The organism is Streptomyces sp. NPDC021356 (assembly GCF_040641015.1).
Taxonomy (GTDB): Bacteria; Actinomycetota; Actinomycetes; order Streptomycetales; family Streptomycetaceae; genus Streptomyces.
In genome coordinates, this window is sequence record NZ_JBFACU010000002.1 from 385,611 (window position 1) to 407,692 (window position 22,082).

A 22,082-nucleotide genomic window follows, 5' to 3' on the forward strand; every position below is an offset into this window, starting at 1 on the left:
CGAAAAGAAGGAACCCGGGCACTCGTTCGACGGAGTGCCCGGGTTGCCCGGTCTTCAGTTCGTGCTACTGGGTCCTACTGGGTGCGGTTCTCACCGCGGTAGTACTCGAAGACCCAGCCGAGCAGAGCGATGAAGACGATCGGCGCTCCGAAGTACAGCAGCCACCAGCCGAGGGCCACGCCCAGGAAGGCCAGCGCGCCACCGACACCGAGGGCGAGCGGCTGCCAGCTGTGCGGGCTGAAGAAGCCCAGCTCACCGGCGTCGTCCGCGACATCGGCCTCCTTGTTGTCCTGAGCGCCCGCGTCGACCCGCTTGGCCGTGAAGCCGAGGTAGAAGCCGACCATGATGCTCAGGCCGAAGGAGAGGAAGAGGGCCGTGGTACCGGCCGGCTCCTTCGACCACACGCCATAGACGATCGCCATGACGAGCAGGAAGGCGCTCAGCCAGATGAACATCTTGCCCTGGATCTTCACTTGCCGGCCTCCTTGCCGCCAGCGAGGGCCTTCTCACCGTGACCCGCGTTCTCGAGCTGGTCGAGCGCGGCGATCTCCGGGTGGTGCAGGTCGAACGCCGGGGATTCACTGCGGATCCGCGGCAGGGTGAGGAAGTTGTGCCGCGGCGGCGGGCAGGAGGTCGCCCACTCCAGCGAGCGGCCGTAGCCCCACGGGTCGTCCATGTTGACCGGCTTGCCGTACTTGGCCGTCTTCCAGACGTTGTAGAAGAACGGCAGGATCGACAGGCCGAGCAGGAAAGAGAAGATCGTCGACACCGTGTTCAGGGCGGTGAAGCCGTCGGCCGACAGGTAGTCGGCGTACCGGCGCGGCATGCCCTCGACGCCCAGCCAGTGCTGGATGAGGAAGGTGCCGTGGAAGCCGATGAACAGCATCCAGAAGGTCATCTTGCCCAGGCGCTCGTCGAGCATCTTGCCGGTGAACTTCGGCCACCAGAAGTGGAAGCCGGAGAACATCGCGAAGACGACCGTGCCGAAGACGACGTAGTGGAAGTGCGCCACCACGAAGTACGAGTCGGAGATGTGGAAGTCCAGCGGCGGGGCCGCCAGGATGACGCCGGTCAGACCACCGAACGTGAAGGTGATCAGGAAGCCGGTCGCCCACAGCATGGGCGTCTCGAAGGAGAGACTGCCCTTCCACATGGTGCCGATCCAGTTGAAGAACTTCACACCGGTCGGGACCGCGATAAGGAAGGTCATGAAGGAGAAGAACGGCAGCAGCACACCACCGGTGACGTACATGTGGTGGGCCCACACCGTCACGGACAGACCCGCGATGGAGATCGTGGCACCGATCAGACCCATGTAGCCGAACATCGGCTTGCGGGAGAAGACCGGGATGACCTCACTGATGATGCCGAAGAACGGCAGCGCGATGATGTACACCTCTGGATGGCCGAAGAACCAGAAGAGGTGTTGCCAGAGCAAGGCTCCGCCGTTCGCCGCGTCGAAGACGTGGGCTCCGAACTTGCGGTCCGCCTCCAGGGCGAACAGGGCGGCGGCCAGCACCGGGAAGGCCAGCAGGACCAGTACCGCGGTCAGCAGCACGTTCCACACGAAGATCGGCATGCGGAACATGGTCATGCCGGGCGCGCGCATGCAGATGATCGTGGTGATGAAGTTGACCGAGCCGAGGATCGTGCCGAAGCCGGAGAAGGCCAGACCCATGATCCACATGTCGCCGCCGATACCCGGCGAGTGCACCGCGTCCGACAGCGGGGCGTAGGCGAACCAGCCGAAGTCGGCCGCACCCTGCGGGGTGAGGAAGCCGCCCACCGCGATCAGCGAGCCGAACAGGTACAGCCAGTAGGCGAACATGTTCAGCCGCGGGAACGCCACGTCCGGGGCGCCGATCTGCAGCGGCATGATCCAGTTGGTGAAGCCGGCGAACAGCGGCGTCGCGAACATCAGCAGCATGATCGTGCCGTGCATCGTGAACGCCTGGTTGAACTGCTCGTTCGACATGATCTGCAGGCCCGGACGGGCCAGCTCGGCGCGCATGAGGAGCGCCATCACGCCGCCGATGCAGAAGAACGCGAACGACGTGACCAGATAGAGCGTGCCGATCGTCTTGTGGTCCGTGGTCGTCAGCCACTTGATCACGACGTTACCGGGTTGCTTGCGCCGGACCGGCTGCTCGCTCCCGAAGGAGCCCGCTGCCGCCGCGGCACCCTGAGGTTCGTTGAGGATGCTCACAGGTTGTTCGTCTCCCGGTTCTTCTCGTGGCTCGTCTGCGCGATGCCGGCGGGAACGTAACCGGTCTGCCCCTTCTTAGCGAGGTCCTTGAGGTGCTGCTCGTAACGGTCCGGCGAGACGACCTTCACGTTGAACAGCATCCGGGAGTGGTCCTGGCCGCAGAGCTCGGCGCACTTGCCCCGGAAGGTGCCCTCCTGGTTGGGGGTCACCTGGAAGGAGTTGGTGTGGCCGGGGATGACGTCCATCTTCATCAGGAACGGCAGCACCCAGAACGAGTGGTTGACGTCCCGAGAGGTGAGGATGAAGCGGACGGTCTTGCCCTTGGGCAGCCACAGGGTCGGACCCGGGTTGCCGTTCTGCGGGTTCCGCGTGGCCGGCGTACCGAAGTCGTAGACACCGCCGGCGTTCGCCGGGAAGTCCTTCTTGAACCGGTCCGGAATGGCCAGCAGGTTCTTGTCGGTCTTCGCGTCACCCGCCGAACCGGCGACGGGCGTGACGTAGTTGAACGCCCAGCTCCACTGGTAGCCGACGACGTTGACCGTGACGTCGGGCTTCTTGGATTCGTCGAGGAGCTTCGACTCGTCGCGGGCCGTGAAGTAGAAGAGCACCGAGACGATGATGAGCGGGACCACCGTGTACAGGGCCTCGATGGGCATGTTGTACCGGGTCTGCGGAGGTACCTCGACCTTGGTGCGGCTGCGCCGGTGGAAGAAAGCACTCCACAGGATCAGACCCCACACCAGCACGCCGACCGCGATCGCGGCCGCCCAGGACCCCTGCCACAGCGAGAGGATCCGCGGAGCCTCTTCCGTGGCCGGGGTGGGCATACCCAGCCGGGGGAAGTCCTTGTATGTGCAACCGGTTGCGGTCGCCAGGACCAGGCCCGCAGTCAGTGCCTGCAGCAGCTTCCGCCGCATCGGGCGCCGCGGCGAGCGGTCGGAGCCGTTGGGACTCACGTAGCGCCTTCCCGAGAGTCTCGCCCGCGCGGTTGGCTGCGGCCTGCCTTCTCGCTGGTCGGTCGCCGCCCTGCGTCGGGCAGGGGTTTGGATGTTTATGCGGACCAAACCCTACTGGACGCCTTCGGGCGGGTCGCGGGGAGGGTGCCATACGCGCCGCGGGTCACCCCGAAGGGGTGGGATGTCCCCGGGTGCGTCGGTATGTGACGGCAGGTCGGGCGCGGTCCGGCTCGGGTGGTTTCCGTCGTGCGCGGCGGACACGGGTACGTCGTGGCTGGTCGCGCGGTTCCCCGCGCGCCCTCGGGGCGCTTAGCGTTGCGGTGTGGTCTATTTCGACGCGGCCTCCGCCGCTCCTCTGCATCCGGTCGCCCGGCAGGCGCTGCTCGCCTCCCTGGACGAGGGGTGGGCCGATCCCGCCCGGCTCTACAAGGAGGGACGGCGGGCGCGGTTGCTGCTGGACGCGGCACGGGAGGCGGCGGCCGAAGCGGTGGGGTGCCGGGCCGACGAGCTGGTGTTCACCTCGTCCGGCACGCGGGCCGTGCACACCGGTGTCGCGGGCGCGCTGACCGGGCGGCGCCGCGTCGGACGCCACCTGATCGTGTCAGCCGTCGAACACTCCTCGGTGCTCCATTCGGCAGAGTCGCACGAGGCGGACGGCGGGACGGTCACCCGGGTCCCGGTCGACCGGGGTGGTGCGGTCGGTGCGGCGGCGTACGCGCGGGCGCTGCGCCCGGACACCGCGCTCGCCTGCCTCCAGTCGGCCAACCACGAGGTCGGCACCGAGCAGCCGGTCGCCGAGGTGGCCGAGGCCTGCCGGACGGCGGGCGTCCCGCTGCTGGTCGACGCGGCGCAGTCGCTGGGCTGGGGGCCGGTGGCCGGGGACTGGTCGCTGCTGACGGCGAGCGCGCACAAGTGGGGCGGGCCGCCCGGAGTCGGACTGCTCGTGGTGCGCAAGGGCGTGCGGTTCGCGCTCCGGGGACCGGCGGACGAACGGGAGTCGGGCCGGGCGGCGGGGTTCGAGAACCTGCCGGCCATCGTGGCGGCGGCGGCTTCCCTGCGGGCGGTGCGGGCCGGGGCGGCGGCGGAGGCCGTACGGCTGCGGGAGCTGACGGAGCGGATCAGGGCGCGGGTGCCGCGGCTGGTGCCGGACGTGGAGGTGGTGGGCGACCCGGTCCGCCGGCTGCCCGGTGTCGTCACCTTCTCGTGTCTCTACGTCGACGGGGAAACGCTTCTGCACGAGCTGGACCGCGAGGGTTTCTCGGTCTCCTCCGGCTCCTCCTGCACGAGCAGCACGCTGACCCCGAGTCATGTGCTGAAGGCGATGGGGGTGCTGAGCGAGGGCAACGTCCGGGTGTCGCTGCCGCCGGGGGCGCAGGAGGAGGACGTCGAGCGGTTCCTGGCGGTGCTGCCGGGGGTGGTGGCCGGGGTGCGGGAGAAGCTGGGCGCGCCGCCCGCGCCCCGGGCGGCCGCGCACCAGGGGGAGCTGGTCCTCGACACCCTCGGCAAGCGCTGCCCGCTCCCGGTCATCGAGCTGGCGAAGGTCATCGGGGACGTGCCGGTGGGCGGTACGGTCCGCGTGCTCGCGGACGACGAGGCCGCGCGCCTGGACATCCCGGCCTGGTGCGAGATGCGGGGTCAGGAGTACGTCGGCGAGGAGAGGGCGGAGCGCGGTACGGCGTACGTCGTCCGCAGGGTCTCCTGAGGACCTCGCCGGGGCCCGCGGGACGCTGTCGTCCCGCGGGCGGGCCGGCGGTCAGAGGTGGGCGCGCACCTCGTCGGCCGCCTCGTCGCCGTAGGCCTTGGTGAAGCGCTCCATGAAGTGCCCCCGGCGCAGCTGGTACTCCTGCGTGCCCACCGTCTCGATGACGAGGGTCGCCAGCATGCAGCCGACCTGGGCGGCGCGCTCCAGGGAGACGTCCCAGGCCAGGCCGGACAGGAATCCGGCGCGGAAGGCGTCGCCCACCCCGGTCGGGTCGGCCTTGCGCTCCTCCTCCGCGCAGCCCACCTCGATCGGGTCCTCGCCGGAGCGCTCGATGCGCACGCCGCGCGAGCCGAGGGTGGTCACCCGGTGGCCGACGCGGTCCAGGATCTCGGCGTCGCTCCAGCCGGTCTTGGTCTGGATGAGGCCCTTCTCGTACTCGTTCGAGAACAGGTACGTCGCGCCGTCCAGCAGTATCCGGATCTCGTCGCCGTCCATCCGGGCGATCTGCTGGGAGAAGTCGGCGGCGAACGGGATGGACCGCGAGCGGCACTCCTCGGTGTGCCGCAGCATCGCCTCCGGGTCGTCGGCGCCGATCAGCACCAGGTCGAGGCCGCCGACGCGGTCCGCGACGGTCTTCAGCTCGATGAGGCGGGCCTCGCTCATCGCGCCGGTGTAGAAGGAGCCGATCTGGTTGTGGTCGGCGTCGGTGGTGCACACGAAGCGGGCGGTGTGCAGGGTCTCGGAGATGCGGACCGAGGCGGTGTCGACGCCGTGCCGGTCCAGCCAGGCCCGGTACTCGCCGAAGTCGGGGCCGGCGGCGCCGACGAGCACCGGGCCGGTGCCGAGCTGGCCCATGCCGAAGGCGATGTTGGCGCCGACCCCGCCGCGCCGCACGTCCAGCTGGTCGACCAGGAAGGAGAGGGAGACCGTGTGCAGCTGGTCCGCGACGAGCTGGTCGGCGAAGCGGCCGGGGAAGGTCATGAGGTGGTCGGTGGCGATGGAGCCGGTGACTGCGATGCGCACGGCGTGGACGCTCCTGGTGGGCGGAGGGACTGACAGTTCACGCTACCCGTTCCGTGCGGGGCGCTGAAGCGGGCGAAACTACCCGATAGTAGATCTTTCTCGGCGGGCCGGGACGTGCTTACGGTTCGGTCATGACGAACCACGAGGTCCATGCTGCCCCCGCCCCGGCCGACCTGGAGGGTGATCTGGCGTCCCTGCGCGGGGACTGCGCCCGGATGGCCCCGCGCTGGTCGGCGCCGGACGGGGACGGCGGCGGCGCCGCCTCCCGGCCGGGGCCGGTCTCGCCCGCCCGCATCCACGGCGTGTCGGTCCCGGACTCCTCCGCCCGGCTGCTGGAGTCGATGTCGGACTACGGGGACTGAGTCCGGCTCCGGGGCCGCTTCGGACTACGGGGACTGAGTCCGGCTCCGGGGCCGCGTCGGACTACGGGGACTGAGTCCGGCCGCGGGGCCGCGTCGGACTACGGGGCCGAGCGGCGCGCTCGGTACCCGGTGGGCACCGGGTGGAACCGGGCGCTCCCCCGGCACGTCCCATCGCCGTCCCCCGTATGAGGGAGGCGGTGTACGACCCGTCGGCCGGTGACTTTGTCAGGGCCGGGTCAGAAACACCGGGACGGTGCTGTGCAGTCGAAGGAGCGATGCGGTGAACACCGAGCGACCGGAGCGACCCGAGCGACCCGGCGACGAGGACGCGGTGGAGGCGGCGGTCGGCGCCTGGGACGCCGCAGGCGTCGGCCCCCGCGGCGGGCCCGGTGCGGACGACGGCGCGGGCGGCGGCGAGGTCGCGGGGGCGGGACGCGACGCCGGCTCGGCCAGGGGCGCAGGATCCGCCGAGGCACCCTTGGGGCAAACGGAAGTCTCCGAGAACGGACTTGCGCCGAGCCCTGTACATGGTGCCGGCGGGAGTGACGGTCACGGCGGAGGGCCCGGCGGCGGGCGGGGCGAGGGCGGCGACCGCGAGGACGAGGGCGACGGAGGAGAGCCCGGCGAGGGCGGGGGCGGGCGCTTTCGGCGGGGGCGGGGGCCGCTGGTCGCCGCCTCGGTCGCGGCGGCCGTGCTGCTGGTGGGCGGCGGAGCATACCTCGCCACGGGTGCCTCCGGCGGCAACGAGGACCGTACGGGCACGGCGGCGTCCGGCGGACACGGCACACCCCCGCCGCTCGTCCTGGACGACCACGTCTCCACCGGTACGGCCACGGAAGCGGGCACGGGTGGCACGGGTGGCACGGGCGGCACCGGCGGCGCGAACGGCATCGCGCCCGGGGAACCCAACCCGTACGGCGCCGTCTACCAGGCCGCCGGAACACTGCCCGCAGGTCCCGGTTCGGCGCCGGTGTACACCGCGCGGGGCGAGGTCACACGGGACGAGGCGGCTCGGCTCGCCGCGGCGCTCGGGGTCACGGGCACGCCGGTGACCGACGGGCAGGCCTGGCAGGTGGGGAACGTGAAGGACGGCGCGGGTCCGGTACTGCGGGTCGGCCGGTCGGCGCCGGGGAACTGGACGTTCAACCGGTACGTGCCGGGTACCGACGACTGCAAGGGCAAGGGCGTGCTGTGCGCGCACGACCCGGTGGCCCCCGCCGCGCACCCGGTGAGCGTGGCCGCCGCGATGAAGGCGGCGGCACCGGTGCTCAAGGCGGCCGGGCAGGACGCCGCCAAGGCGGACGCGAGCGGCATCATGGGCGCGCAGCGGGTCGTCGACGCCGACCCGGTCGTCGGCGGGCTGCCCACCCACGGCTGGGCGACGAGCCTGACCGTGGGCCCGCAGGGCGAGGTGATCGGCGGCAGCGGCCGGTTGAAGGCACCCGTCGAGACGGACACGTATCCCGTGCTGAGCGCGCGCCGGACGCTGGAACTGATGAACGCGGAGCCGGGTACCGGCCACCGGACGGGCATCGGCGGCTGCGCGAGTCCCGTACCGCTGAAGGACCGGCTGGAGGCACCGTACGGCACGTCCGCATCGGGCGGCGGGGCGTCCGCTGCGGGCAGCGCCACGTCCGCTCGGGGCGGCGGCGCGCGGGACACCCTGAGCATCGAGAAGGCAGTGTTCGGTCTGGCGGCGCACCCGTCCGGCGGGCGGCAGGCGCTGGTGCCGTCCTGGCTGTTCCAGGTGCGGGGGGCGACCGGGCAGGACGCCTTCACGGTGACGTATCCGGCCGTCGACCCGAAGTACCTGGCCGCGCCGGGCGTATCGAACGGGTCCGGCAGTACGGCCGCCCCGGCCACCCGCGAGGTGCGGCCGGCCGGCTACAGCGCCCACGGCAAGGACCTCACGGTGACCTTCGAGGGCGGGGTGTGCGCCGACTACCGGGTGACGGCGAAGGAGGAGTCCGGGCGGGTGACCGTCACGGTGACCGAGACGCCGTGGCAGGGCAAGGTCTGCATCATGATCGCGAAGGTGTACCACCGGACGGTGCACCTGGACCGGCCGCTGGACGGCCGGTCGGTGGTCGGGCCGGACGGCCGGGCCGTTCCTTCCCGGGCGGCGGGCGCCGGACTGCCCCAGTCGGGGACGCCGGTGCGGTGAGCCGCGGCGGGAACGAACGGAAGGCGGCAGCCCTCGCGGGGGCTGCCGCCTTTCCGTTCGTCTGCCGTCGTGCTCCCGGCAGTGCCGGGGCCGCGGCTCAGCTGAAGGAGTCGCCGCAGGCGCAGGAGCCCGTCGCGTTCGGGTTGTCGATCGTGAAGCCCTGCTTCTCGATCGTGTCCACGAAGTCGACGGTGGCGCCGCCCAGGTAGGGGGCGCTCATGCGGTCGGTGACGACCTTGACGCCGCCGAAGTCCTTCACCACGTCCCCGTCGAGCGCACGCTCGTCGAAGAAGAGCTGGTAGCGCAGGCCGGAGCAGCCGCCGGGCTGGACGGCGACCCGCAGGGCGAGGTCGTCGCGGCCTTCCTGGTCGAGCAGGGCCTTGACCTTCGACGCGGCGGCGTCGGTCAGGATGATGCCGTCGGTGACGGTGGTGGTCTCGTCCGATACGGACATCTACATCTCTCCCGGGTTGTACGGAGACTGCTTGCCGACGAGTGCAACCGGCAAGGCCGCGGATTCATTCCGGGCCGGGCACTTGATTGTTCTCTTGTCCATGCTCGCCCCCTTCATGCTCGCACACCCGCCGGGAACCGGGCAGAGCCTGTGGACGGCGGGCCGCCGGACGACCGACCGGCCGGACTGCAGCCCGGCCGGTCGGACCGCCGGTCGGCGGGAGCGGTGGTGGCACCGGGATTCACGTCACATGGACATGATGGGCATCGTCAAAGTGACGTGAAGCGGTTATGATAGATAACGTCAATTCGACGAAAAGTAGAAAGGGTGCGTGTCGTGACCACCGCCCAGACCCAGGAGCTCGACGTTCAGCCGACGCCCCTCGCCCTGCTGCTGCTCGGCCGTGAGGCCGACCCGAGGAGCGAGCGCGGCGTCGAGTGCCCCGGTGACCTCCCCGCCCCGTCCGACCCGGACCTGGTGGCGCGCGCCCGCGCCGCCAAGGAGAAGCTCGGGGACAAGGTCTTCGTGCTCGGCCACCACTACCAGCGCGACGAGGTCATCCAGTTCGCCGACGTCACGGGCGACTCCTTCAAGCTGGCCCGGGACGCGGCGGCGCGTCCGGAGGCCGAGTACATCGTCTTCTGCGGTGTGCACTTCATGGCGGAGTCCGCGGACATCCTGACGACCGACGCGCAGAAGGTGGTCCTGCCGGACCTCGCCGCCGGCTGCTCGATGGCCGACATGGCGACGGCCGAGCAGGTCGCCGAGTGCTGGGACGTACTGACCGAGGCGGGCGTCGCCGAGCAGGTCGTTCCCGTCTCCTACATGAACTCCTCGGCCGACATCAAGGCGTTCACCGGCAGGCACGGCGGCACCATCTGCACCTCGTCGAACGCGAAGCGGGCCCTGGAGTGGGCCTTCCAGCAGGGCGAGAAGGTGCTGTTCCTGCCCGACCAGCACCTGGGCCGCAACACGGCGGTGCGGGACATGGGCATGGCGCTGGACGACTGCGTCGTCTACAACCCGCACAAGCCGAACGGCGGGCTGACCGCCGAGGAACTGCGCGCCGCGAAGATGATCCTGTGGCGCGGCCACTGCTCGGTGCACGGCCGCTTCAGCCTCGACTCGGTGAACGACGTCCGCGCCCGCATCCCCGGCGTGAACGTCCTGGTGCACCCCGAGTGCAAGCACGAGGTGGTCTCCGCGGCGGACCACGTCGGCTCGACGGAGTACATCATCAAGGCCCTGGAGGCCGCTCCGGCCGGCTCCAAGTGGGCCATCGGCACGGAGCTGAACCTGGTCCGCCGCCTGGCGAACCGTTTCGCCCCCGAGGGCAAGGAGATCGTCTTCCTGGACAAGACGGTCTGCTTCTGCTCGACGATGAACCGCATCGACCTCCCCCACCTGGTCTGGGCCCTCGAATCCCTGGCCGAGGGCAACCTGGTCAACCACATCCAGGTCGACAAGGAGACGGAGGCTTACGCCAAGCTGGCGCTGGAACGGATGCTGGCGCTGCCGTAGCAGGCCTCCGCGCGGGCATGGAAAAGGGGCGCTTCCCGGCGGCTGCCGACGGCCGGGAAGCGCCCCTTCCCTGTCCCCCCGCCAAGGGGCGGGCCGTGACCATGAGGGGTGCGGCGGCGTTCTTAGGGATGTACTTCTTAGATATACGTCCCTAATACGTCTCACCACGAAGCATCGAAGAGGCACTGTGGCCCGCCCCAAGCACCGCAGCATCCCCAAGCCGTCCGCCATGTTCGACCGCGACTGGGAGTGGAGCGAACTGACCGCCTTCGCGACGAGCGAGGGCGCCGGTCCCCGCCTCGGCGTGGTCTCGGGGCGCCGCCGCCAGGGCAAGAGCTTCCTGCTGAACGCCCTGGCCGAGGCGACCGGGGGCTTCTACTTCGCCGCCCTGGAAGCCTCGGCGGCCGAGTCGCTGCGCCTCCTGGGCGAGGCCGTCGCCCGCTACACCGGCGCCAGTGCCCCCGCCCGTCCCCGGGACTGGGGCGAGGCCCTGGAACTCCTCTTCGAACTGGCGGCCGACCGTCCGGTCACCGTCGTCATCGACGAGTTCCCGTACCTGGTCCGCAACGACCCCTCGCTGCCCTCCCGCCTCCAGGCCGCCCTGGGCGTACGCGCGGGCCGCTACCTCGAACGCCATCCCCGTCTGATCCTGTGCGGCAGCGCCATGTCGTTCATGGGCGGCCTGCTCTCCGGCACCTCGCCGCTGTACGGCCGTGCCAACCTCGACCTCGTCGTCCACTCCCTCGGCTACCGCGAGGCGGCGGAGTTCTGGAACATCGAGGACCCGCGGCTCGCCGTGCTCACGCACTCCGTGGTCGGCGGAACGCCCGCCTACCGCCGCGAGTTCGTCGACGACGACACCCCGGACGGTCCCGGCGACTTCGACGCCTGGGTGTGCCGTACCGTCCTCAACCCCGCCCGCCCGTTGTACGGCGAAGCGGATTTCCTGCTGGCCGCCGAGCCCGACGTACGGGACCGGTCCCTCTACCACTCCGTCCTCGCCGCGGTCGCCACCGGCAACCACACCAGTGGCGGCATCGCGAGTGCCGTCGGCCGCAAGGCCACGGACATCTCCCAGCCGCTGACGGTCCTCAAACGCTGCGGTCTGCTCACCGCCGAACCGGACGCGTTCCACGGCAACCGCAGCGCCTACCGCATCGCCGAGCCGCTGATCGCGTTCCACCACGCCGTCGTACGCCCCAGCCAGACCCTCCTCGCTCACAGGCGCGGGGCCGCCGCCGTCTGGGAACGGGCCCAGGAGACCTTCCTCAGCCAGGTCGTGGGCCCGCACTTCGAGCGGCTGTGCAGGGAATGGGTCTCCTGGCACGCGGACGCGGAGACCTTCGGAGGACTGCCCATCGACGTCAGCGCGGGCAGCGTCCCCGACCCGGCCGCCCGCACCTCGCACGAGGTCGACGTCGTCGTGCGCGGGGCCGTCGGCCAGGACCAGGGCATCCTGCTGTCGGTCGGCGAGGCGAAGTGGAACAAGGTCATGGACGTACGCCACCTCGAACGCCTCCGGCACATCCTCGGCCTGCTCTCGACCCGCGGCATCGACACCAGCCACACCCGCCCGGCCTGCTACAGCGGCATCGGCTTCACACCGGCGCTCCAGGCAGCGGCGGCGCGGGGCGAAGTGGTCCTCGTCGACCTGGGGCGGCTGTACGGCGGGGCGTGATCCTTCGATGCCGGTTCCGGTGTCTTCACCGCCCGTATGACCCCAGGTTCGAGGTGAAGTCGGCGACGATCCTGCAGTCCTGGGCTCGTTCAGCGGGCAACCGATACGGCGTCAGCTGAGGTCCGCCCTGCCTTTACGGTCAGAGTATGGATGCCGACTGCCGGCCAACCCTCGACGAGATCGAGAATCGCTTCATCGAGCTTGCTGCGGGTCGGCTGTCCCGGGACGAGGCCGACCGCTGGGCGGCGAGGTGGGTGATGGAGGACGGGATCGTCCGGGACGACCTCTCCTGGTGGGCGCTGAACCGGCTCCACGGGATCGATGTTCCCTCCGGCAACGGGGGCGGCTACCTGCACGACGACGAACAAGTGCGGGGCTGGCTCGCCGACCTGAGGAATCGCCGGGCGAGGTGAGGGGGTCGCAGCGCCGGGCTGCAATCCCCTGTTCTCATTGGCCTACTCGGCCGTCGATCCGTTCGCGGAGGAGGTCGGCGTGGCCGCAGTGCCGGGCGTACTCGGTGATCTGTGCCACCAGGATCTCGCGGAGCGATGCCTCCCCCGTGCGCGTGCCGAGGTCGGTGAAGCCCGCGATGAAGCGGTCGGTCAACTCTGCCTCGGCCCGCCAATGCTGCCACGCGTCCGCCACGACCGCCGGGGAGGCGATCGCGCCGTTCCAGTCGCCGTCACGGTCCTCAGCGGTGCGGTAGATCCGCGGCGAGTCCTCGCCGGCCATTCTGCGGAAGTGGCGTTCGTCCTCGGCCATGTGCCGCACCAGCCCAGCAGCGACATCGTGGACGGGGGTACGGAGCGGCGGGCCATCTGTTCGGCGTCCAGGCCCGCACACTTCATCTCGACGGTGAGGCGGAAGTGGCGCAGACCGTCCAGCAGCGCGCCGCGTTCGTCGACTATCTCGGCTTCGCTTTCGCGCGGGTCATCCACCGGGTCGACCCACATGTCGGGGTGGACCGTGGAAGGGGTCCACCGGGTCACCACCGCTTCTTCGTTTTCTTCGTTGCGCTCGCTCGACGTCATGATCGCATCGTGGACGTCCTCGACTGCCTACGCCCACCACATATCAGGCCTCCGGCAACCGCGCTCCCCTGCTCGCCGCGATCCTCAGTGCGTCCGTCAGGGCCGCCGCCAGTTGTACTCCCGCGAAGCGCAACTCCCCCTCACTCGTTGCCTCGTCCGCCAGCAACGGTCTCGCCTCCGCCAGGACGAACTCCGCCGAGTCGAGCAGGTCCGCCTCCACCTCGTCGGCCAGGCGGGACAGGCGGCTGTACGGGTCGTCCGTGCTCAGGTAGCACGGGGCGCCGTCCGGTCTCGTCCACGGCAGCAGCCTCAGTGGCGTGCCGTCCCGTCCGTCGAGGATCATCACGTCGCTCCCTCCGGTGAGGTCCGGGCGTTTCGCTGCGGGCCCGGATCTCCTGTCGTTACCTTCTGTGTCGTCATCGTTGCGCTGAGACACAGGGCCACAACAGGTCCGTCGCGTCCCAGCGTTGAGGACGGGACGACCCAGCCAGGAGGCACGCCGATGGCGTTCAAGCCGCAGACCCTCACCCCCTACCTCTCCGCCCGCCACTACTTCGGCGCCGAGCAGCGTCGCCATCGCGACGCCGCCGGGCTCTCGTTGCTCCAGCTCGCCGACATCCTCAACTCCAGCAAGAGCACCCTGGCCCGCATCGAGACCGCCGAGCTGATGCCGCCACCCGACCTGCCCGACCGGCTCGACGCCGCCTTCGGCACGGAGAAGCACTTCCGGGGACTGTACGAACTCGCCAAGCGCGAGGCCCACCCCGACCAGTACCGCCGGTTCATGGACTTCGAGGCCCAGGCGGACGTCATTGAGAACTACGGGACGCAGGCCCTGCCGGGGCTGTTGCAGACCAGGGGGTACGCCCGTTCTCTTCTCAGCCGCCAGGAGGACTTGTCCCGCGAACAGGTGGAAGAGCGCGTCAACGCCCGCCTCTCCCGGCAGGGTCGGCTGCGGGAGGCGGAATCGCCTCTGCGGTGGGCCATCATCGACGAGTCCGTACTGCGGCGGCAGATCGGCAGCAGGGAGTGCATGTACGAACAACTGGCCTGGCTGCTCGTGCAGGTGGATACTCCGGAGAGCAAGGTTCAGGTCATGCCCTTCAGCGCGGGTCCACACTCGCTGATGGGCGGCGCACTGACCCTGCTGACACTTCCCAACTGCTCCACGGTGGTCTACGAAGAGGGCATCCAGGTCGGACACCTCTACGAGGACCGGGAGTCGGCGAAGAAGTGGCGAAGGCAGTACGAAGTGCTCCGCGCCAACGCCCTTTCGCCGGTTGCCTCGGCGGAGCTGATTCGAGAGGCGATGGAGGACTACACGTCATGCGACACACCCCCGAGCTGACCGTCGCCCGCTGGCGCAGAAGCAGCTACAGCAACACCAACGGGGGCGAGTGCGTCGAGATCACCGAAGACTTCCCCAGCACCGTCCCCGTCCGCGACAGCAAGACCCCTCACGGGGACATCATCGTCGTCCCAACCGGCGTCTGGGACGCCTTCGTCCGCTCCCTGAAGGCGTAGGGAACGAAGCAGATGCGGAACGGCCGGGCTCCCAGGAGGGGAGCCCGGCCGTTCGTTGTGTGTGGTGGGGTCAGACTCCCGCCGGTTCCAGTTCCTCCCGCTCCGTCTTCGCGTCCTGTCCCTGCCCGCGCTTCGCCGCGCGCTTCTTCGCGCGGCGCTCCTTGCGGAGTTCCAGCATGGCGTAGAGGGTCGGGACGAGGAGGAGGGTCAGGAGGGTGGAGGTGATCAGGCCGCCGATCACGACCACCGCGAGCGGCTGGGCGATGAAGCCGCCCTGGCCGGTGATGCCGAGGGCCATCGGGAGCAGGGCGAAGATGGTCGCCAGGGCGGTCATGAGGATGGGGCGCAGGCGGTGGCGGCCACCTTCCACCACGGCCTCCACGACCCCGTACCCCTGCCTGCGGTACTGGTTGATGAGGTCGATCAGGACGATCGCGTTGGTGACCACGATGCCGACCAGCATCAGCATGCCGATCATCGCCGGGACGCCCAGCGGGGTGCCGGTGGCGATGAGCAGGCCGAGTGCGCCGGTGGCGGCGAACGGGATGGAGACCAGCAGGATCAGCGGCTGGGCCAGCGAGCGGAAGGTCGCCACCAGCAGCATGAACACGATGGCGATGGCTGCCAGCAGGGCCAGGCCGAGGTTCTTGAAGGCGTCGTTCTGGTCGGAGGTGACGCCGCCGATCTCGGCCGTCGCGCCCGCCGGGAGGTCCAGGGCCTTGATCTTCGACTGGAGCTTGGTGCTGACCGCGCCGGTGTTGTCGCCGGTCGGCTTGGCGGTGACGGTCGCCGCGCGCTGGCCGTCGATGCGGGTCATGGAGACCGGGCCGTCGACGAGCTTCACGGTGGCGATGTCGCCGAGCCTGACCGGGCCGAGGCGCAGGTCGCGCAGCTGGGCCAGCGTCTCGGCCGGCTTCGCCGACTTGATGACGACGTCGCGCTCGGTGTCGTCCAGGACGGCCTTGCCGGCCGTCGTGCCGCGGACCGACTGGGCGACGGCCGCGCCGAGGGTCTGCTCGGTGAAGCCGGCGGCTGCCGCCCTGTCGTTGGCGCGCACGGAGACGCGGGGCACGCTCTGCGACAGGTCGCTGGTGACGTCGCTGACGTCGCCGAGTCCGGCGACCGTCTTGCGGACCTGCTCGGCCGCGGTGCGCAGGGTGCGGGCGTCGGGTGCCTTGACGACGACCTTGAGGTCCTGGTCGCCGAAGCCGTCACCGGCGTTGACGGTGGTGGTGCCGATGCCGGACAGCTTGTGCAGTCCGGCCTCGATGTCCTTGCGGACGTCCTCGGCGGACGCGGAGTCCTCCAGCATGACCTGGTACGAGGCGTGGTTGGCGTCCGTGGAGCCGCCGAAGGCGGCCATGAAGCCGGAGGAGCCGACGGTCACCTGGTAGTCCTTGACGCCCTTGGTGGCGGCGAGCAGCTTCTCGACCTTCTTCGCCTGGGCGTCGGTGGCCGCCAGGCTGGTGCCGGGCTTCAGGGCCTGCTTGACGCTGAGCACCTTCTGGTCGCCGGGGTCGAAGAAGTTGGTCTTCAGCAGCGGGGCCAGACCGAAGGTGCCGACCAGCACGACCACCGCGATCAGCACGCTGGTGAGGCGGCGGCGGGTGGCGAAGCGCAGGACGGGCACGTAGAAGCGCTGGAGGCGGCTGTTGGTCTCCTTCTCCTCCGCCGCGCGGCGGGCCTCCTCCGGGTCGGCGGGCATGTTCTTGGGGGCGCGCAGGAACCAGTACGACAGGACGGGCACGACCGTCAGCGACACCAGCAGGGAGGCCAGCAGGGCCACCGTGACGGTGATGCTGAACGGGCCGAACAGCTCGCCCACCAGGCCGCCGACGAGGCCGATCGGCAGGAACACGGCGACCGTGGTGAGCGTCGAGGACGTCACCGCGCCGGCCACCTCGCGCACGGCGCCCAGGATGGCCTCGCGGCGCTCCTCGCCGTAGCCGAGGTGGCGCCGGATGTTCTCCAGGACCACGATCGAGTCGTCGACGACACGGCCGATGGCGATGGTCAGGGCGCCCAGGGTCAGGACGTTCAGCGACAGGTCGCGGGTCCACAGGACGATCAGGGTGACGACCACGGAGAGCGGGATGGAGACCGCCGTCACCAGCGTGGAGCGCAGCGACGCCAGGAAGACCAGGATGACCAGGACGGCGAAGAGGAGACCGAGGGCGCCTTCGGTGGTCAGGCCCTCGATGGACTTGGAGACGGCCGGGCCCTGGTCGCTGACCGTGGTGATCTTCGCGTCGGAGCCGAGGCTCTTGCGCAGTTCGGGCAGCTTGTCCTTGACGGCGTTCGACACGGCGACCGCGCTGCCGTCGTGGTCGAGGGTGACGGCGACGGCGAGGCTGGGCCGGCCGTCGGTGCGGGTGATCGAGTCGGCCTTGGCGGGCTGCTGGCGGACGGTGGCGACGTCGCCGAGCCGGGCCGGTGCCTTGGCGTCCCCGGCGCCGGGGGCGCGCTGACCGGCGACCCTCAGGTCCTCGATCTGCCGCAGCGAGGTGTAGCCGCCGCCGACCTGCACGGTCCGGTTGGCGCCGCCCTCGTCGAAGGAGCCGGCCGGGACGGTGGCCCCGCCGGCCTGGAGGGCCTGGGCCAGGTCGGCGGTGGTGAGGCCGGCCTTTGCGAGCTTCGCGTCGTCGGGGGTGACGGTGACCTGGAGGTCGCGCACGCCGTCCACGGTGACCTGGCTGACGCCGTCGATGTTCTTCAGCGTCGGTACGACCGTCTTGTCGAGCTGGTCGGCGAGCGCCTGCTGGTCCTTGCCGGAGGTCACGGCGAGGACCACGGTGGGTATGTCGTCGGTGGAACCGGCGACGACCTGCGGGTCCACGTCGTTCGGGAGCAGCGCCTTGGCGCGGTTGACGGCCTGCTGGACGTTGGCGACCAGCTGCTGCGTGTCGTTGCCGTACTCGAAGGACGCCGTGATCACGGCGCTGCCCTCGCTCGCGGTGGCGGTCACGCCGGTGATGCCGTCGACGGCCTTGAGGTTGTTCTCCAGCGGTTCGACGACCTGCTTCTCCACCACGTCCGGCGAGGCGCCCTGGTAGGGCGCGAGCACGGACACCACGGGAAGCTCGATGCTGGGCAGCAGCTGCTGTTTGAGCTGGGGGATCGCGATGGCCCCGAAGACGAGCGCGACGATCGAGATCAGTCCGATCAGGGCCCGTTGCGCGAGGCTGAATCTGGACAGCCAGGACATGGGTCAGGGTCTCTCTTCCGTGAGCGTCTGTGAGCGCCGGGAGCGGCACGCCAAAAGTGGCGGGAGGAGCGGCACGGGCGCGCACCGGCGCCCACCCCTACACCCTCGGGCACGGCCACCCGGTGATCCGTAGGCCCCTGGTCCATTTCCGTGCGGCGCGTCTACTCCGGCCGCAGTACGCCCGGGTCGGGCCCGCTCCACCCCTGGATGTACCGGGGCGGGCCGGGCTCAGTCCACCCTGGGGCGGACGAGACCGGACTCGTAGGCGATGACGACCAGCTGGGCCCGGTCGCGCGCGCCGAGTTTGGCCATGGCCCGGTTGACGTGGGTCTTCACGGTCAGCGGGCTGACCTGGAGGCGTTCGGCGATCTCGTCGTTGGAGTGGCCGCCGGCGACCTGGACGAGGACCTCGCGCTCGCGCCCGGTCAGTGCGTCCAGGCGGGCGGAGCGGATGGGGTCGCGGCCGTCGTCGGCGTCGCCCTGCGCGAGGAAACGGGCGATGAGGCCCTTGGTGGCCGCCGGTGACAGCAGCGCCTCCCCGCCGGCCGCGATGCGGATGGCGCTGAGCAGTTCCTCGGGTTCGCTGCCCTTGCCGAGGAAGCCTGAGGCGCCCGCGCGCAGCGACTGGACGACGTAGTCGTCGACCTCGAAGGTGGTCAGGATGACCACCCGTACCTGGTCGAGGGCGGGGTCGGCGCTGATCAGGCGGGTGGCGGCGAGGCCGTCGGTGCCGGGCATGCGGATGTCCATGAGGACGACGTCGGCGCGCTGTTCCTTCGCCAGGCGTACCGCCTGAGCACCCTCGGACGCCTCGCCGACCACCTCCATGTCGGGCTCGGAGTCGACGAGCACGCGGAAGGCGCTGCGCAGCAGTGCCTGGTCGTCGGCGAGCAGGACACGGATCGTCATGCGGCGTCCCCCGGGGCGCGGGTGCACGTACTCGTGCGGCGGGTGCTGGTGTCGGTCTTGACGGGAAGGATCGCATGGACGCGGAAACCGCCGCCGTAGCGGGGGCCGGTGGTGAGGGTGCCGCGCACGGCGGTGACCCGCTCGCGCATGCCGAGCAGCCCATGGCCGCCTCCGCCGACGTGGGGGACGTCGTCCGCGCCGGCGCCGTCGTCGAGGACGGTGACCTCCAGGTTCGGTCCGACCCGTACGACGCTGACCTCGGCCCTGGCCCGGCCGCCGGCGTGTTTCTGCACGTTGGTGAGGGCCTCCTGGACGATCCGGAAGGCGGCCAGGTCGACGGCGGCGGGCAGGGCGGTGCCGCCGTCGGCGCGGGCGACCTCGACGTGCAGGCCCGCGCTGCGGAAGGTGCCGACGAGGTCGTCGAGGCGGTCGAGGCCGGGGGCGGGCTCGGTGGGGGCCTCGGGGTCGTCGGACTGGCGCAGCAGGCCGACCGTGGCGCGCAGTTCGTTCAGCGCGGAGCGGCCGGCCTCGCGGACGTGGGCGAGGGCCTCCTTGGCCTGGTCCGGGCGCTTGTCCATGACGTGGGCGGCGACTCCGGCCTGCACGTTGACCAGGGCGATGTGGTGGGCGACGACGTCGTGCAGGTCGCGGGCGATGCGCAGCCGCTCCTCGACGACGCGGCGGCGGGCCTCCTCCTCGCGGGTGCGTTCGGCGCGTTCGGCGCGTTCGCGGATGGCGCGGACGAAGGCGCGGCGGCTGCGGACGGCGTCCCCGCCGGCGGCGGCCATGCCGGTCCAGGCGAAGATGGCGAGGTTCTCCTGGGCGTACCAGGGCTCGGGGCCGCCGAGCATGGCGGCGCCGGTCAGCACGGTCATGGTGGACAGGCCCAGGCGCCAGGTGGTGGGGCGGTCGGTGGCGGCGGCGACGGTGAACAGGGCGACGACGGCCGACATGGCGACCGGGGCCCGCGGGTCGCCGGTGACGCACTCGACGAGCGAGACGGTACCGGTGACTGCGAGCACGGTGCGCGGGGCGCGGCGGCGCAGGACGAGCGCGGCGGCGCCGAGGGCCATCAGGACGAGGCTGAGCAGTTCCGGCCGGCGCAGGGCCCAGTTGACGCCGTGCTCGCCGCGCGGGTCCACGAGGGACCCGGCCACCATGCAGACGAGCACGGCGGCCGCGATCCCCGCGTCCAGCGCGAGGGGGTGCGCCGTCAGCCGGTCGCGGACACGGTCGAGGGGGGCCATGTGTGCCAACGGTACGGGGTGGCCGGTGCGCGGGGGTCCTGGCCCAGGGCTTCAGGGGACGGGGTCAGCCGGGGATCAGGCCGTCGTCGCTGAGCATGTCCCGTACTTCCTCCAGGGTGGCGTCCGCGGCGGGCAGGATCAGCTCGGACGGCTCCAGGGCGTCGTCGGGGAGGGGGTCGCCCAGTTCCCGGACCTTGGCGAGGAGGGCGGCCAGGGTGCGGTGGAAACCCGGGCCGTCGCCCTTCTCCACTTCTGCCAGGAGTTCGTCGTCCAGCCTGTTGAGTTCGGTGAAGTGGCCGTCGGCCAGCCTCACCTGTCCCTCCCCCATGATCCGTACGATCATGTCGCCCTCCTCGGCGCGTGGGCCCCGGCTGCCCGTGCGGCGGCCGGTGCCCCGGTGCTCACTGCTTGTCGAAGCGGGGGGTGTCCTGCGCCTGCTGCTGGGGCTGTGCCTGACCCTGGCCGCCCTCGATGGCCTGGCGGTCGGCGGAGGAGCCTCCGGCCAGTTCGGCCTTCATCCGCTGCAGCTCCAGCTCTACATCCGTACCACCGGAGATCCGGTCCAGCTCGGCGGCGATGTCGTCCTTGGCCGTGCCGGTGGGGTCGTCCAGGGCCCCGGAGGCGAGCAGTTCGTCGATGGCGCCGGCGCGGGCCTGGAGCTGCTGCGTCTTGTCCTCGGCGCGCTGGATGGCCAGGCCGACGTCGCCCATCTCCTCGGAGATGCCGGAGAACGCCTCGCCGATCCGGGTCTGCGCCTGGGCGGCCGTGTAGGTGGCCTTGATCGTCTCCTTCTTGGTGCGGAAGGCGTCGACCTTGGCCTGCAGCCGCTGGGCCGCGAGGGTGAGCTTCTCCTCCTCGCCCTGGAGGGTGGTGTGCTGGGTCTCCAGGTCCGTCACCTGCTGCTGGAGCGCGGCGCGGCGGGAGAGCGCCTCGCGGGCCAGGTCCTCGCGGCCCAGCGCGAGCGCCTTGCGGCCCTGGTCCTCCAGCTTGGTGGACTGCTGCTGCAACTGGTTCAGCTGGAGCTCCAGCCGCTTGCGGCTGGTCGCCACGTCGGCGACGCCGCGGCGGACCTTCTGCAGCAGCTCGAGCTGCTTCTGGTACGAGTAATCGAGGGTTTCGCGCGGGTCCTCGGCCCGGTCAAGGGCCTTGTTCGCCTTCGCGCGGAAGATCATCCCCATACGCTTCATGACACCGCTCATGGGCTTCGCGCGCCCCCTTCTGACGGACTCCAGCTCACAGCTCTGCGACAGAACCCACAGTACGGGCCCTGCATCCATTACCGCACTGTTCGGGAACGGATGCGGTCATCCCCAAGGACGACTGCGCGCGTTTCCGATCCGGCGTAGGGAGTAGGTGACCCCCGGCGTACCTCCCGGTCGGACGTGCGGACCGTCCTCCCCCTGTCCCTGTGAGACGACCGGCGTTGCCGGATCGTTCCCCACCGGGCTGGGGTCCATGCGGGGCGAGCCCGTACCCTTGGGATTTGTGTTCCGTAGCCGTGCCAAGGAAGAGAAGGCGCCGGTCGCCGAAAAGACGACGGTGAGCATCTCCAAGCAGCCCCGTGACCCGCAGGCGCCCAAGGGCCGCCCCACGCCGAAGAGGAGTGAGGCCCAGAGCCAGCGCCGCAGCGTCGCCCAGACGCCGACCAACCGCAAGGAGGCCGCCAAGCGGCAGCGCGAGGACCGCCGCGTCCAGATGGAGCGGCAGCGCCAGGCGCTGGCCAGCGGCGACGAGCGCTACCTCCCGGCCCGGGACAAGGGCCCGGTGCGCAAGTTCGCGCGCGACTTCATCGACTCGCGGTTCAACATCGCGGAGTGGTTCCTGCCGATGGCCGTGGTCATCCTGGTGCTGAGCATGGTGCGCGTCGGCTACCTGCAGAACATCGCGCTGCTGCTGTGGCTCGTGGTGATCGTGCTGATCGTGCTCGACTCGCTCGCCAGTGGCCTCCGGCTGAAGAAGCGGCTGGCGGAGCGCTTCCCCGACCAGAGCCGCAAGGGCGCCGTCGCCTACGGGCTGATGCGCTCCCTCCAGATGCGCCGGCTGCGCCTGCCGAAGCCGCAGGTCAAGCGGGGGGAGCGGCCCTGAGTACGGCTGCTTTCT

At 70.8% G+C, this 22,082-nt stretch carries 20 protein-coding genes and 1 pseudogene; 9 read left to right on the top strand and 12 right to left on the bottom strand.

Annotated features, from left to right (window positions below):
* Window positions 1-74: 74 nt before the first annotated feature.
* Genes AB0G56_RS03930 through coxB form a run of 3 tightly spaced genes read right to left on the bottom strand, consistent with a single transcriptional unit; the run spans window position 75 to window position 3,162 of the window.
* Window positions 75-473 carry a cytochrome c oxidase subunit 4 gene (locus AB0G56_RS03930; RefSeq protein ID WP_360963150.1) on the bottom strand — a complete coding sequence of 133 codons (399 nt, stop codon included), beginning with the start codon at window positions 471-473 and terminating at the stop codon, window positions 75-77.
* Window positions 470-2,206, bottom strand: coding sequence for a cytochrome c oxidase subunit I (gene ctaD, locus AB0G56_RS03935; RefSeq protein WP_360963153.1), 1,737 nt, complete (start codon window positions 2,204-2,206; stop codon window positions 470-472). Before ctaD ends, AB0G56_RS03930 begins: the two co-directional genes overlap by 4 nt.
* Complete coding sequence (coxB, locus tag AB0G56_RS03940; RefSeq protein ID WP_360963156.1) at window positions 2,203-3,162, bottom strand: cytochrome c oxidase subunit II; 960 nt, start codon at window positions 3,160-3,162, stop codon at window positions 2,203-2,205. The genes ctaD and coxB overlap by 4 nt, the downstream gene beginning before the upstream one ends.
* A 322-nt stretch (window positions 3,163-3,484) precedes the next feature.
* Here coxB and AB0G56_RS03945 point away from each other — a divergent pair, with 322 nt between their 5' ends.
* Window positions 3,485-4,864, top strand: coding sequence for an aminotransferase class V-fold PLP-dependent enzyme (locus AB0G56_RS03945; protein WP_360963158.1), 1,380 nt, complete (start codon window positions 3,485-3,487; stop codon window positions 4,862-4,864).
* Between the two features lie 51 nt (window positions 4,865-4,915).
* Here AB0G56_RS03945 and AB0G56_RS03950 read toward each other — a convergent pair whose 3' ends face one another.
* Complete coding sequence (locus AB0G56_RS03950) at window positions 4,916-5,887, bottom strand: carbohydrate kinase family protein (RefSeq protein WP_360963161.1); 972 nt, start codon at window positions 5,885-5,887, stop codon at window positions 4,916-4,918.
* 131 nt (window positions 5,888-6,018) lie between these two features.
* On the opposite strand from AB0G56_RS03950, the gene AB0G56_RS03955 reads away from it, so the two are divergent.
* Entirely contained in the window at window positions 6,019-6,249 is a 231-nt protein-coding gene (locus AB0G56_RS03955; protein ID WP_360963164.1) for a hypothetical protein, read from the top strand.
* A 280-nt stretch (window positions 6,250-6,529) separates the two neighbouring features.
* Window positions 6,530-8,413 (top strand): hypothetical protein, encoded by a 1,884-nt coding sequence (locus tag AB0G56_RS03960; protein ID WP_360963167.1) that lies wholly within the window; start codon window positions 6,530-6,532, stop codon window positions 8,411-8,413.
* A 97-nt stretch (window positions 8,414-8,510) separates the two neighbouring features.
* Here the strand turns inward: AB0G56_RS03960 and erpA are convergent, their stop codons facing one another.
* Window positions 8,511-8,867 carry an iron-sulfur cluster insertion protein ErpA gene (erpA, locus tag AB0G56_RS03965; protein ID WP_360963170.1) on the bottom strand — a complete coding sequence of 119 codons (357 nt, stop codon included), beginning with the start codon at window positions 8,865-8,867 and terminating at the stop codon, window positions 8,511-8,513.
* Window positions 8,868-9,203: 336 nt separating this feature from the next.
* Between erpA and nadA the strand changes: the two genes are divergently transcribed.
* The 3 genes from nadA to AB0G56_RS03980 all read left to right on the top strand — a co-directional run bounded on the left by nadA (window position 9,204) and on the right by AB0G56_RS03980 (window position 12,479).
* Complete coding sequence (gene nadA, locus AB0G56_RS03970) at window positions 9,204-10,388, top strand: quinolinate synthase NadA (protein WP_360963173.1); 1,185 nt, start codon at window positions 9,204-9,206, stop codon at window positions 10,386-10,388.
* A 187-nt stretch (window positions 10,389-10,575) separates the two neighbouring features.
* Window positions 10,576-12,066: an ATP-binding protein gene (locus AB0G56_RS03975; protein ID WP_360963175.1), complete on the top strand. Its 1,491-nt coding sequence runs from the start codon at window positions 10,576-10,578 to the stop codon at window positions 12,064-12,066.
* Window positions 12,067-12,212: 146 nt separating this feature from the next.
* Window positions 12,213-12,479, top strand: a complete 267-nt coding sequence (locus AB0G56_RS03980) for a hypothetical protein (protein ID WP_360963178.1) — start codon at window positions 12,213-12,215, stop codon at window positions 12,477-12,479.
* 34 nt (window positions 12,480-12,513) lie between these two features.
* Here the strand turns inward: AB0G56_RS03980 and AB0G56_RS03985 are convergent.
* Window positions 12,514-13,019 (bottom strand): annotated as a pseudogene (locus AB0G56_RS03985) (DinB family protein).
* Between the two features lie 121 nt (window positions 13,020-13,140).
* A complete protein-coding gene (locus AB0G56_RS03990) occupies window positions 13,141-13,440 on the bottom strand; it encodes a hypothetical protein (protein WP_360963181.1) in 300 nt (99 codons plus the stop codon).
* Window positions 13,441-13,599: 159 nt separating this feature from the next.
* Here AB0G56_RS03990 and AB0G56_RS03995 point away from each other — a divergent pair, with 159 nt between their 5' ends.
* Both AB0G56_RS03995 and AB0G56_RS04000 read left to right on the top strand, forming a co-directional pair.
* Window positions 13,600-14,445 carry a helix-turn-helix transcriptional regulator gene (locus AB0G56_RS03995; protein ID WP_360963183.1) on the top strand — a complete coding sequence of 282 codons (846 nt, stop codon included), beginning with the start codon at window positions 13,600-13,602 and terminating at the stop codon, window positions 14,443-14,445.
* Complete coding sequence (locus AB0G56_RS04000) at window positions 14,424-14,621, top strand: DUF397 domain-containing protein (protein WP_360963186.1); 198 nt, start codon at window positions 14,424-14,426, stop codon at window positions 14,619-14,621. The genes AB0G56_RS03995 and AB0G56_RS04000 overlap by 22 nt, the downstream gene beginning before the upstream one ends.
* A gap of 70 nt (window positions 14,622-14,691) precedes the next feature.
* Here AB0G56_RS04000 and AB0G56_RS04005 read toward each other — a convergent pair whose 3' ends face one another.
* From AB0G56_RS04005 to AB0G56_RS04025, 5 genes are all read right to left on the bottom strand, one after another.
* On the bottom strand, window positions 14,692-17,826 hold the full coding sequence (locus tag AB0G56_RS04005) for an efflux RND transporter permease subunit (RefSeq protein WP_360963188.1): 3,135 nt from the start codon (window positions 17,824-17,826) through the stop codon (window positions 14,692-14,694).
* A gap of 228 nt (window positions 17,827-18,054) precedes the next feature.
* On the bottom strand, window positions 18,055-18,735 hold the full coding sequence (locus AB0G56_RS04010) for a response regulator transcription factor (protein ID WP_360963191.1): 681 nt from the start codon (window positions 18,733-18,735) through the stop codon (window positions 18,055-18,057).
* Complete coding sequence (locus tag AB0G56_RS04015; protein WP_360963194.1) at window positions 18,732-19,982, bottom strand: histidine kinase; 1,251 nt, start codon at window positions 19,980-19,982, stop codon at window positions 18,732-18,734. The genes AB0G56_RS04010 and AB0G56_RS04015 overlap by 4 nt, the downstream gene beginning before the upstream one ends.
* Before the next feature lie 64 nt (window positions 19,983-20,046).
* The gene (locus tag AB0G56_RS04020) at window positions 20,047-20,325 is read right to left on the bottom strand and encodes a hypothetical protein (RefSeq protein WP_360963197.1); all 279 of its coding nucleotides are present in this window, start codon (window positions 20,323-20,325) and stop codon (window positions 20,047-20,049) included.
* 58 nt (window positions 20,326-20,383) lie between these two features.
* Complete coding sequence (locus tag AB0G56_RS04025; protein WP_360963200.1) at window positions 20,384-21,181, bottom strand: PspA/IM30 family protein; 798 nt, start codon at window positions 21,179-21,181, stop codon at window positions 20,384-20,386.
* A 256-nt stretch (window positions 21,182-21,437) separates the two neighbouring features.
* On the opposite strand from AB0G56_RS04025, the gene AB0G56_RS04030 reads away from it, so the two are divergent.
* Window positions 21,438-22,067, top strand: a complete 630-nt coding sequence (locus AB0G56_RS04030; protein ID WP_360963203.1) for a DUF3043 domain-containing protein — start codon at window positions 21,438-21,440, stop codon at window positions 22,065-22,067.
* Window positions 22,068-22,082 lie beyond the last annotated feature (15 nt).

Bases quoted from the DNA above. Each gene is read 5' to 3' on its own strand.
- AB0G56_RS03955 (WP_360963164.1), top strand. From the start codon at position 6,019: ATGACGAACCACGAGGTCCATGCTGCCCCCGCCCCGGCCGACCTGGAG.
- erpA (WP_360963170.1), bottom strand. From the start codon at position 8,867: ATGTCCGTATCGGACGAGACCACCACCGTCACCGACGGCATCATCCTG.
- AB0G56_RS03980 (WP_360963178.1), top strand. From the start codon at position 12,213: ATGGATGCCGACTGCCGGCCAACCCTCGACGAGATCGAGAATCGCTTC.
- AB0G56_RS03990 (WP_360963181.1), bottom strand. From the start codon at position 13,440: ATGATCCTCGACGGACGGGACGGCACGCCACTGAGGCTGCTGCCGTGG.
- AB0G56_RS03995 (WP_360963183.1), top strand. From the start codon at position 13,600: ATGGCGTTCAAGCCGCAGACCCTCACCCCCTACCTCTCCGCCCGCCAC.
- AB0G56_RS04000 (WP_360963186.1), top strand. From the start codon at position 14,424: ATGCGACACACCCCCGAGCTGACCGTCGCCCGCTGGCGCAGAAGCAGC.
- AB0G56_RS04005 (WP_360963188.1), bottom strand. From the start codon at position 17,826: ATGTCCTGGCTGTCCAGATTCAGCCTCGCGCAACGGGCCCTGATCGGA.
- AB0G56_RS04010 (WP_360963191.1), bottom strand. From the start codon at position 18,735: ATGACGATCCGTGTCCTGCTCGCCGACGACCAGGCACTGCTGCGCAGC.
- AB0G56_RS04015 (WP_360963194.1), bottom strand. From the start codon at position 19,982: ATGGCCCCCCTCGACCGTGTCCGCGACCGGCTGACGGCGCACCCCCTC.
- AB0G56_RS04020 (WP_360963197.1), bottom strand. From the start codon at position 20,325: ATGATCGTACGGATCATGGGGGAGGGACAGGTGAGGCTGGCCGACGGC.
- AB0G56_RS04025 (WP_360963200.1), bottom strand. From the start codon at position 21,181: ATGAGCGGTGTCATGAAGCGTATGGGGATGATCTTCCGCGCGAAGGCG.
- AB0G56_RS04030 (WP_360963203.1), top strand. From the start codon at position 21,438: ATGCGGGGCGAGCCCGTACCCTTGGGATTTGTGTTCCGTAGCCGTGCC.